We start from the raw sequence: 11468 nt of genomic DNA on the forward strand, positions 1-11468 counted from the left end.
TGAATGTAATCGCTGAGCGTTTAAGTCGCTAGTGGGTTAATGATTACATAAAGCGTTTGGCAGAGTGAATCGGTGAGTCGAGTCATCCAGTAGGTGTCGCCTTGCATTGTGTCTGGCAAGATAGTCGTTTTCGAATTTCTATCGATCAAGGACACGGCATGGCCCACCTGCTACGCATCGTGATGATTCACGGCCACCTGGAAGGCGTGGTTGAACTCAGTGTGGACGGCCACACCAATATTTGCGGCACCAACGCTTCGGGTAAAACCACGCTTCAGCGCCTGGTGCCGGTATTTTACGGCGAGCTTCCCAACAAGGTAGTGCCCAAGACGCGCATGAAGTTTGATGCGTTTTACCTGCCTCATCGCAATAGCTACCTGGTGTATGAATACCGCCGCGAAGCAGGCAATATCTGCCAGGCAGTGTTGACTCGTAAGCAAGAGGGCGGGGTAGAGTACCGCTTTGTGGGCGGGCCTTATCAGCCGGAAGATTATTTGGTGGAGAGCGAGGCGGGCGTGACTGCACTCGACTACACACAGTGGGCCAGCGGCCTGCGCCGTAGCGGCACGCCGGTGTCGTCCAAGCTGGGCGCGACCTCTGAATTTCGCTCGGTGATCCAAAACGACTTTACCCAGCTGCACGGCAATAGTCGCGACGGCCTCAAACTGCGCCAGATCGCCGCGCAGTTCAGTCTGGTCAAGCCCGAGCGGCGTATTCGCCATATTGAAAAGTTGGTGTCGGCGGTGCATGCCAAAGAGGGCAAGATGGATACCCTCAAAACCATGCTGGCGGCGATTTTCGAAGAGGATGGCGTTGAGCTGCCGGTCACGCGGATTCGTAACACCAAGGCGCGTGAATGGATTGCCCAGATGCGCCAATCCATGCGCCTGGAGCCACTGCAGGCGTCGCTCGCCCGGCTTGCCGGGATTGACCGCGAGCTTGCCCATTTGGATACCACCCTCTGGCAGCTTAAGCCCCAGCTTGAAGATGACCGCCAGCAGGCTGAGCGGCGCATGGCTGATGTGGATGCCGAGCTTGCCCGCCATCAGCGCGATTTTCAGCAGCGGGAAAGCGACTATGCCCAGGCGCGGGACGCGCTTAACGACCGCCACAGCGAAGTGGTCAGCGATTTACAGCAGACCCAGCGCCGCCTTAATGATCTGCAAACCCAGTACGAGCGCTATTTCGAGGCGGATATGCCCACTCTTGAGCGCGACATCAACGCGCTGCCTCAGTGGCGCGAACAGCGCGATCAGCTGCGGGCCCACCTGCACGTGATGCAGGATGCGGTAAAAGAGAGCCAGGCGCGGCTTGATGGACGTCTGCGCGAGCTTTCTGAAGCCTTGGCCCGCCAGACCGGTGAAGCCCAGGAGCTGATCGATGCCCTGGTGGAAGAGAAAGCCCTGCGACGTGAACAGCAGTGGGAGGCCGAGCAGCAGCTCAATGAGCGCTACCAGCAGGAGCGCCAACGCCTGGAAGACGAATATCAGGCCCAGCTTGAGCTGGGCGTTGAGCAGCTAGCCGAGCTAAAAGCGCAGCTCTCGCTTTCGACACAAACCGCTGACGAGGCCAACGAGGCGGAGCTTGCCCAGGCGCGCCTGGATCAGGCCCAGCAAGAACGCAACGCATCGGCTGCAACGCTAGACGGCCTGCGCCGCGAATTTGAAAGCTACCGACGCGCCCGGGATGATGCCGAGCACCAGCTAGTTCAGTTGCGCCAGCAGCTTGAGCGCGCCGAGCAGCGCAGCTATGCACTCTATCAGCAGCGTGACCCCGAACAGGGCAGCCTGCGCCATTTTCTGCGCTACCACCGCCCCGGTTGGGAGCAGCAGTTGGGCAAAGTGATTGCCCCAGAGCTTTTGGAACGACGCGATTTAGCACCTCGGTTAGCCGATGGCGGCAGCGACGACCTGTTTGGGCTGGCGCTGGATCTCTCGGCCATTGCCTTGCCCGATTACGCCCAGGACGAAGCCACGCTGCTCGCCGCCATCGAAGAAGCAGATAGCGCCAAGCGTCGAGTGCAGTCAGAGTGCCAGGCGGCCGAGAAAGCGCTTAAACAGCATAACGAGCGTGTCCAGCAGGCCGATGAAGCTCAGGATCAGGGCCGTATGGCCCATAAGCGTGCCGAGCAGGAAGTTGAGTTTGCCCTTGAAGCGCGCCGCCAGCAGCAAGAGCGCCACGCCAAGCATCAACAGGAGCGCCGCGCCACGCACCAGGCCGCGTTAGCCCGCTTGGAACAAACACAAACCGAACTGCGTGAAGAGAAACAGCAAGCCCTTAACGCGTTGGGTGAAACCCATCAAAGCCAGCTGTTAGAGCTAAAAGCCGACGGCCAAAGCCATCTGGACAGCCTGGATGCCCAGCTGCGCCAGTACAAGCAGCAGCTAAGCGACGCCAACACCGAACACCAGCGCCAACGGGCGGAGCTGGAAGAAGCCTTCAGCCAGGAGCTGGCCGAACAGGGCGTCGACCCGGCACAGCTAAAAGACACCAAGGCGCGGCTGGCAAGCCAGGAGGAGCGCATCCGCGTTACCGCCGCCCGTCAGGATGAACTCACCCAATACACCCGCTTTATGCGCGTGGAGTGGGGGCAGCACAAGCCGCAGCTGGTTACCCAGGAAGCCGAACTCGAACAAGCCGAACAGCAGCTTCAACGCGATAAAGAGCGTCTGAAAAACGATTTTCAGGCCGCGCGTAAAACGCACCAAAGCACCGTCAGCACGCTTAAAACGCAGCGTGAAAGCGAACACGCCAGCTTGGAAGCCTTAAAGCCTCTGCTAACCCAGTTGGAAGGCCTCGCCATCGAACCCGACGGCCAGACCCCGGCGGCGCCGCTGGGCGATGTGGACGAGCGCATTGAGCGCGCCCGCCAGGCATTGGGCAATCGCCACCAGCTCATCGAGCAGCTGCGCCGTGGCTGCCTGGAGGTTGAAAGCCAACTGATCAAGGACGCCAGCAGCGGCTTTGCCGAAGCGCTGGAGAGCGAGCGCAGCAAGCTGCAAAGCGACAACCCGCGCCTCCAACTGCCGCTACTGCGCGACATGCTCAAACTGCTTGAAGACCAACAACAGCAGTTGATTCAGGAAGGCCGCAACCTCAGCGATGACCTGGATAAATTCTTTACCGTGTTCCGCGATTTGAACCGTCGCATCAGCGCCCAGAGCCGTCGGCTTTCGGAAGAAGTCGCCGACGACCTGCGCCTGGAAGGCATCACCAAAGCCGAAGTGCGCATTCAGTCCACCATCGACGAACTGGGCTTCTGGGAGCCGTTGAAGCTGTTTGCCCAGCGCTATAAAGAGTGGCGCGAATCCGGCCAGACGCTGCCCAGCGACGACTACCTGAACACCCTGGCCGACGTGGTCGATCTGCTACGCAGCGACCAGCAGTACAGCTTTGAAAGCCTGTTGCGCCTGGAACTGCACCTGAACGAAGGCGGCACGGACCTGGTGATTAAAAACGACCGCCAGCTGCTGGAGTCTTCCAGTCACGGTATGGCCTACCTGATTCTGTGTAAATTCCTGCTCGCGTTTACCCGCCTGCTGCGCGGCGACGCAGAAATCGCCATCCACTGGCCCATCGATGAGATCGGCACCTTGGCCTATCACAACGTAGAAAAGCTGTTTGAGGCCTGTGACAGCAACCACATTCATATCGTCGGCGCGTTCCCCAATCCTGAATCCGACGTGCTACTGCTGTTCGCCAATCGCTACTTGATTGACCGCGATAACGCTAACGCCAATAAACGGGTGTTAAAACGCATTGAACCGCGCCTGAGCCGCTTGGCCGAGCGGCTCCAGGAACGTCAGCAGGAGGTGACGGTATGATCGAACATGGCCCACTGCTTGAGCGTTTACTCGCCGGGGAGTTTGTCTGCCCGGTGAGCGATGAAAGTGGCTATCGCCACTTGAGCAACGCAGAGACCCGCGAGGAGATCGACACCTACCTGCGCCCGCTTAACCGGCGGCTGGCCAGCAATGAAGAGGGCAGCGTCTATTTTCTGGCCTGGCGCCAACTGAATGACAGCGCCCGGGATCAGCTCTCACGCCAGCTTGGCGATACGCTCAACAGCCTGCTGCCGCTGCTGGAGTGGCTACAGCTGGTTCAAGAAGCGCTAGGCCGCGATACCTTGGCCGCCCCTGGCGATGTACTCAAACCGGCCGAATTCAGCGCCAAGTGTGAAGATAACCAAAGCCTGCGCGAGCGGCTGGAACGCCTGGCTACCGACAGCTTTTTTGGCTCACAAAGTGACCAGCTGGATGCCCAGGTAAAGCAGGTCTTCAAGCGCCTGAAAGAGCACGGCTACCTGCTTCAGCCGCATTCCGAGCGCCAGGTATTTGTGATCACCGGCAAGATTGATTACCTGGTGGACCTGGTGCGCTTTATTCGCGATGAAGAGAACCTGCCGATTGATGCCGAAGGAGAAGAAGGCACGCAGGAGGCTCTGTTGTGAATAAGAGCGTGAACGAGCTGGAGAGTCGCCTGCTCAAAACAGGCGCTGAGCGCTTGGCGCTACTGGGCAAGCATTCTGAAACGCTGATGCAGGCCTACACCCGCGATGAAGTGCCGCTGGAATCACTCAGCGATAGCGCGCTGCGTAAGATGTTAGCAGCGCGCATATTATGGCGGCCGGATGAGCAGAGCGGCGTGAAGCTGGCGCCCAAGGTACGCGAACTGATCGCGGAAATGCTCGCCGATGAGACCCGCCGCCATGTGAATGCCGATGTGGCAGAAACTTTGGAACTAATTCGCTCCCTGGTACACAGCTACCGCGAGGCGCGCAGCCGGGGCGAGCACTGGCGGCTGGAGCAACAGCTGATGCGCTTGCGCCAGGAAGTTGACGACCTGAACGGGCGTTTTGCCGATGCCATCGACAGCTTATGGCAGCGGCTGAATAGCGATTTTGGCTTCGTCAGCCAGCTCAACGATAAAATTCGCGAAAACGACCGCGCCCAGAAGCAGATCGCAAGGCTCTTGGATGGCCTGGCACTGATTAACTTTGATGAGTTGATAGAGCTGGTAGGCAGCGACGGCAGCTTGCGTAAGCTACTGATCAGCCAGCTTCAACAGCAGTTAAGCCACCACTACACCGGTTTGCGCGAAGTGCAGCGGCGCTTGATTGAGCTGATGGCGCGCTTTCGTAAGCAGCAAGCGCGCAGCCGCCTGATTAGCGGCATGGCCGCGTTTATGCGTGAACACCCAGGCTTCGTGCCCGGCAACTACGCCCGGCGCAGCGAGGTGCCAAGCTTGGTCAACCAGGCCGCCCCGCTAAACGCAGCGGCCGCCCCGGCGCTGGATCGCAACCTGGAGTGCCAGGTACTCGCTGACCTGCTGCACCAACTACCCCAGCCGCGCCACACCACGCAAACGGTAGAAGCAGCGGCACCCGCCCAAGCACAGGAAAGTAGTCTGGCTGCCGCCCGCCAACAGGCGCTAAAGCAGGATGTGGAACACTTCTATTTAAGCGTGATTGATCAGCCCCACGCGGAGCCGGTCAGCGCGCTTGAATACCTGCACGAAAGCCCGCTCGAATGGCCGGATGAAATCTGGCTGTTCCAGGTGATTGCCGAATACCAGGGCCTGCCGCGTAACGACCAGCGCGCGTTTCGCCTTAAACAGCAGGAGACCCAGGCGAGTGCCTACAATCACCTGCGCCTGATCCACGACGTTGAGCTGCAGCTGGCCGTATGAACCTACCCAGCCGCGCACGCAATGGGCTGAACGGTGTAGCCCGAGAACTTCTCCGCCAACCCACGGTGGAAAAGCCCCGCAGCCAATGGGTCGGCGACGTGGTGGCTTGGTGCCACCAGCACGATATTGACCTGACCACACGAATAAACAGTAAAACGCTGCGCTTTGACGCCGCCTTGCTGGCGCAGATTGATGACGTACTGGAAAGTGCGCGAATAGCACCGCTAGGCCGCTCCCTCAGCGCCCAGGCGAAGGAGGGCGTGGAAGAAGACAAGGCAACCCGCGAAAGCCCCCGTGCGCGGCGGGTACTCGTCAGCTTTCCGCCCCAGCCAATAACCGGGCTTGCCAACGAGGCACGGGCTATTCGCGATGTGGATGTACTGGGGTTAAAGCTGAGCGCCTTTAGCGCTCTAATTCAGGTCGAGAATCTGGACAGCTTCTATGCGTTTTCGCCGGAACTACCCGCACTAAGCGGTTACGCAAACCCGCTGGTCGTTTACCGCGGCGACAGCCACTACGGTGGAGGATTTGCCTTACTGGCTAATGCTTGGCACAAAACCAGACGAACACATATCTACGCCGGTGACTTCGATGTAAAAGGCGTCACGCTAGCACTGGATAGCAACGCTTGGGTCAGATCATCCCTAATTTACTCCTAAGCGTCCATTCAGAACTGATATAGCGCTATTTGAGCAGTAGCGAAAATTTGGCAGCTGTGCTTTGATTGTGATGTGGGAAGCTCGGCTAACAGCCATTATATTATCGGAACTTTTCAATCTTTAATGCATGTTTCTATCGAGGAATAAATTAATTTTAGTTTTTGTTGGTTTAATTATAATGTGTTTTTTTTATAAAAAAGGGAAGTGGAATGTCATCATCATATGACTTGAGCCAATTAGATAATCACTCGTTTGAGAGTATGGTTAATTACTTGGCTCTGCGTGTGCTTGGGAATGGTGTTACAGGATTTGCTGCTGGAGCTGACGGAGGAAGAGATGGTTATTTAGAAGGTGCAGCCCCTTATCCAACTACTAAAGATTCTTGGTCAGGAGTATGGTATATACAGTCTAAGTTTCATAAGCCGAATCTTAGTAAAAACCAACAAAAATGGTTATACGAACAAGTTCGCAATGAGATTGATTTATTTCACAAGCGCGGTCGGACAATTCCTGATGTATGGATTATCGCTACTAATATCGAACCTACCGCTGTTAAAGATACTGGTAGTTACGATAGAATAAAAAGACTAATACATTCTGAACTATCTAGTGAAATAAAATTTGATATATGGGGTGGGAGGAAAATATTAGATTTTCTAGGTAAAGATCCTGATGTTGCTAAACACTATGGACATTTTTTGACACCTGGTAACGTTTTGTCTAGTTTATATGAAAGTATAAATGATAAGTATACTCAAGCTAAAGCAATAATTGAACATTTAATAGTTAATCAGTTTAATGAACAAGCGTATACTAAGCTAGAACAGGCTGGATCATCTTCTGACGCAAGGCCAAAAATTCATCAGCTATTTGTTGATCTACCTTTTACTGTTGCTAGTTCTCAATATGAGAGTTTTTTAGATACGCTTGCAACAAGCGCAACATGTAACCACAAAATTTCTTGCTGGAGTAGTGAGTCAGTTCGAGGAAGAGATTATGGTAAGGCTTTAAAGCGTTCACGTGTGTATATATTGAAGGGTGGGCCCGGCCAAGGTAAATCGACCTTAGGCCAGTTTTATAGTCAAATTCAAAGAGCATCATTTATATTGAATGAGGGGGGGCCTAATGTTCTTCCTGCAGTAGTAGAAACCGCTAATGAGCTGAGAGGAGTCGCTGAACGGCTAGGACTATGGACCAACGTACCTCGTATTCCTGTCCAGGTTGAGCTTAAAGAATTTGCTACTTGGTATGGTGGAAGAAGAGATAAGGAATCGAAAGGAATACTTAGTTATTTAGCTGAAAGAATTGCGGCTAAAACGGAACAGCAAGTTTTATCTGGCACTCTTAAAAGGGCAATCGGCACTAAAAGCTGGTTTTTTAATTTTGATGGTCTTGATGAAGTGCCAAATGATGTAAAAGACAATATTGCTGATGAAATAATAAAATTTACTGACGAGATTTTACCTTCTGTTGATTCAGATGCACTAGTTCTGTGTACTACCAGACCTCAAGGGTATTCTGGCCAATTTGAAAAGTTAGATGCGAGTACAGCAGTCCTTTCACAATTGCCGGTTAATATAGCTCTACTCTGCGCAACTGCAGTGGTTAGATTCGGCCGTACTGAATCGGAAGGAGATTATTCTGTTGAGACCCTTTCAAACGCAATGCATTCCGAACAAGTTCGTGAATTAATGACGACTCCTCTTCAATCGCATATTATGGCGGTTGTGGTTAGAGATGGAGGCAGACCACCTGAAAAAAGATGGGAGCTTTTTGAAAATTTTTATCGAGTTATGAAAAAGCGTGAAAGCCAGAAAAACTTTAAAGATCCTCGAATTAATAATCTTTTAAGAGAAGATAAGCTTTTAAAAGCAATTCATGCCAGGCTAGGGATCGCGTTACATGCAAAAGCAGAGATAAGTATTGGAGCTGAAGCTACTCTTGAGAAAAAAGAATTTGAAAAGCTTTCTAGAGAAACGGTAACAATGCTATCTGATGCTAACATAGATGAAACTTTAAGCGCTTTAATGGAGGCAACAACCGAGCGTTTAGTCTTTGTTAACACTCCGGATAATAGCGATTATGTAAGATTTGATATTCGACAACTACAAGAATTTTTTGCAGGTGAATTTATTTACACAGACGTAACAGCTATTACTATGCGTGATCGCATAGATGTTATATGTGCAGACGCTCATTGGCGAGAGGTTATGCACTTTTTACTAAGCTCTCTTGTAGTTAATGGGAGGATTTCAGAGTTAGCTATGTCTGCGGATGTGCTTTCTTCTACTGATAATTGGGAAGGCTGTCATTTCAAACAAATTTTTAGAAAAAGACTAGCTATAGGAGCGATCCTATCTCTTAGGTTGATAACCGAAGGTGTTCTTGAACAAGACCGTCGAGTACGACAGAACTTTAAAAGTGTGTTAATCCCTTTGTATGGTACTTTAGATAGTGGGCTTATAGATTTAATGGCTAATGTGAGTCACACTAACACAAAAATATGGCTGCAAAGTTGTATGATTGAGTATTTGTTTGAAGCTAGTGAAGAAGAGCAAGTTGGTGCTGCAATTGTGCTGACTAAATCCCTTGGTGAGGATAGTGATCAGCTTGCACGCGTTCTTAATAGAATACTGAAATCATCTTCAGGTTATATTAATGCAATACTAAAAATTAATAAGAGGAATGTTCCTAGGTTTTCACGCTCTGAAGAAAAAAATGATGAAGTTCAGGAGTGGTTTATTAATGGGTTAATTTCTATTCTTAATGAAAATAAAGTTAGAGTTGGGCTGGATTATTCATTATTGCTTGGTGTTTTAATTGACAATCAGAAAACAAGCTTACAATGCTCCGAATTTTTTAAGCTTTCTGAAGTTGAAAAGTTAATACTAAGCTTGTTTATTAAGAACTTTCCTGATAAAGAAAAACATGTTATAACCCCAAGGTGGAAGTATAAAGGTATTGAGTTTGAGATATTCAAAGATAACTGGCAGTCTGGTTCTATACCACCCTTAATTGATTTTGAAATTGGATCTACCAGTGAGCTTAGCCCTTTTTTCCAATATTGTGCGGCAACTATCAATCTAGCGAAAACTAAAAGCTATGAAGATTTTCAAAATTATTGTTCTTTTTCAACTTGGATTTTAGGTTTCGAAAAGTTAGCTCCGAGCTATATTTGTGCGATGCTTCCATTAGACTCTATGAGACACCAGGACTTAGAGCTTATAAAAAAGCTTTCTTTTCTTGATAAGTCAAGTTATGAAAAGTTTACGAAAACGGGAAAGCTTAATGGGCGTAATATTCGTCCTTATACTGATATGGTTGCAATAAATGGTGATTTTACAAAAGCCAGCTGGAAAGCTGTTTGTCGAGATTTTCCCTATCTAGCCGCTAGTGTTTTAATTCATGGGCAAACTCACGGTGATTTAAATTTTTTGGGATCTTTGGAATCATCTGACTTAATTGAGCATGCATTTTCTCAGCCGGAAGCATATGCTCCCCACATACTTCATTGGGGTAATTTATTCAGGCTGGCTGGTTCTAGAGAGCAAGAATTAAGAGAAATATTTTTGGAGAAGTTGTCAGAAACGCAGGTTGAAGGCTTGGTATTTCAACGTTTTGAAGTTGAAATATCTCCGTTTCATATAGATTTGATTCGCGAGAAGAGGTTATTGCCTTTATTTGCATCAGCATTAGTATCTATAAGTAACTCTATTAATGAATTCTCAAAATTCGGTAAACGAGAGTATAATAATGATATACAGACTGATCCCTTCTCTATATTTGGAATCAATAGCTCTGATTTGTTTGATATATTTTCGAACCCAAAAGAAGAAAAGCTCTTTCGACAATCCTCTATTTCTTGTTTTTTAGTTATTGGTAGTGCGCGTGATGGAATAGCGGAAGAGGTTTTTTTTAGAGATAATATTGATGGTATTTTCTTTGAAATTTTAGATTTAGAATCTCCGGGATGGTTAGCGCTGTCAATGTTAAAATTTGCAGAGAAAAAGCTTATGCCAAATAATGAAAGATCTGCAACCTTGCTAGGAAGGCTTATTGATTTCTATAGAGATGATTATATTATGAGTCATAGAATGCAAGTTATTCTCTCAAAATGGCGTGAGCGCTCCTCCTCTCCTGTATCTAAAAAGAGGTGTTTAAATGACTGGCTAAAACAAGAGGATTAATGCTTTAAATGTAAAAATATGAATACGAGAGGTGCTTTAAAGCACCTCTGTAATTCAATTTTTTTATGCTTAAGTGCAGAGGGTAGGGTTTTTTGTCGGATTGTTAATAAGCTGGCTTGTTAATGGGTTGTATTACTTGTGCAGTTAAAGTGTGAGGCGTTACAGCGGCTAAATTTTTAAAGTCTCATTTTCTCCGAAGTTATCCCTTGATTGCGTAGCGCTATACTTTAGAGTTCGATCCTACGTAAGGAGATTGGACATGATAAAGCGCCTGAAAGCGTATTACACTTAATTAGCCTCATGGCTGACATGACTCAATGTAGAGAAATGACTTGCCCAATAGCCGTAGCCTCAGTAGTCAATAAGCGTGTTTCTATAGTTGCTTAGAAATATACTATGATCAAAAAAATGAATACCATGGAGGGGTATGAACCTACTCTTTCTCGGCACCTCCGCTGGCGTGCCCACCAAAACAAGAAATGTCTCCGGGATCGCCTTACGAGAGAGCAAAGGGAAGGGCTGGTACTTGATAGATTGTGGTGAGGGCACCCAGCATCAGATTTTGCACACCAAGCTATCGTTCCATTCCTTGAAAGCCATCTTTATTACCCACGTGCACGGCGACCACTGTTATGGGCTGCCGGGCATACTGGCGAGTGCGGGGATGGGTGGCCGAAAAGCGCCGCTGACCATTGTGGCGCCCGCAGGCATCAAGGTATGGTTGGAGGCTACCTGTGAGGCCACGCAGTTATGTTTGCCCTTCGCCCTGGAATTTATCGACTCGAACGAGCTGCCAAGCGTCCAGTTTGAAAGCATCGCGATTACTACTCACAGGCTTTCACATCGGGCGCCGTCTTATGCTTATGGGTTTACGGAGAGAAAGGTCGACGCTGACTTGAATATTGAAAAGCTAACGGAAAAGGGTATTCCGAGA

6 protein-coding genes are annotated in these 11468 nt (G+C 50.0%); all 6 read left to right on the forward strand.

Annotated features, from left to right (window positions below; all coding sequences use genetic code 11):
- The first annotated feature begins 158 nt into the window (after window positions 1-158).
- Window positions 159-3824, forward strand: coding sequence for an ATP-binding protein (locus ACT3TY_RS10115; protein ID WP_444628075.1), 3666 nt, complete (start codon window positions 159-161; stop codon window positions 3822-3824).
- The gene (locus ACT3TY_RS10120) at window positions 3821-4450 is read left to right on the forward strand and encodes a hypothetical protein (protein ID WP_444628076.1); all 630 of its coding nucleotides are present in this window, start codon (window positions 3821-3823) and stop codon (window positions 4448-4450) included. Before ACT3TY_RS10115 ends, ACT3TY_RS10120 begins: the two co-directional genes overlap by 4 nt.
- Window positions 4447-5688, forward strand: coding sequence for a hypothetical protein (locus ACT3TY_RS10125; RefSeq protein WP_444628077.1), 1242 nt, complete (start codon window positions 4447-4449; stop codon window positions 5686-5688). The genes ACT3TY_RS10120 and ACT3TY_RS10125 overlap by 4 nt, the downstream gene beginning before the upstream one ends.
- A complete protein-coding gene (locus ACT3TY_RS10130) occupies window positions 5685-6347 on the forward strand; it encodes a DUF7281 domain-containing protein (RefSeq protein WP_444628078.1) in 663 nt (220 codons plus the stop codon). Before ACT3TY_RS10125 ends, ACT3TY_RS10130 begins: the two co-directional genes overlap by 4 nt.
- Before the next feature lie 209 nt (window positions 6348-6556).
- On the forward strand, window positions 6557-10534 hold the full coding sequence (locus ACT3TY_RS10135; RefSeq protein ID WP_444628079.1) for an NACHT domain-containing protein: 3978 nt from the start codon (window positions 6557-6559) through the stop codon (window positions 10532-10534).
- 427 nt (window positions 10535-10961) lie between these two features.
- On the forward strand, window positions 10962-11468 hold a 507-nt coding region (locus tag ACT3TY_RS10140; protein ID WP_444628080.1), incomplete at its 3' end, for an MBL fold metallo-hydrolase.

It is taken from the genome of Halomonas sp. AOP22-C1-8 (assembly GCF_052378905.1).
GTDB classification, from domain to species: Bacteria; Pseudomonadota; Gammaproteobacteria; order Pseudomonadales; family Halomonadaceae; genus Vreelandella; species Vreelandella citrativorans.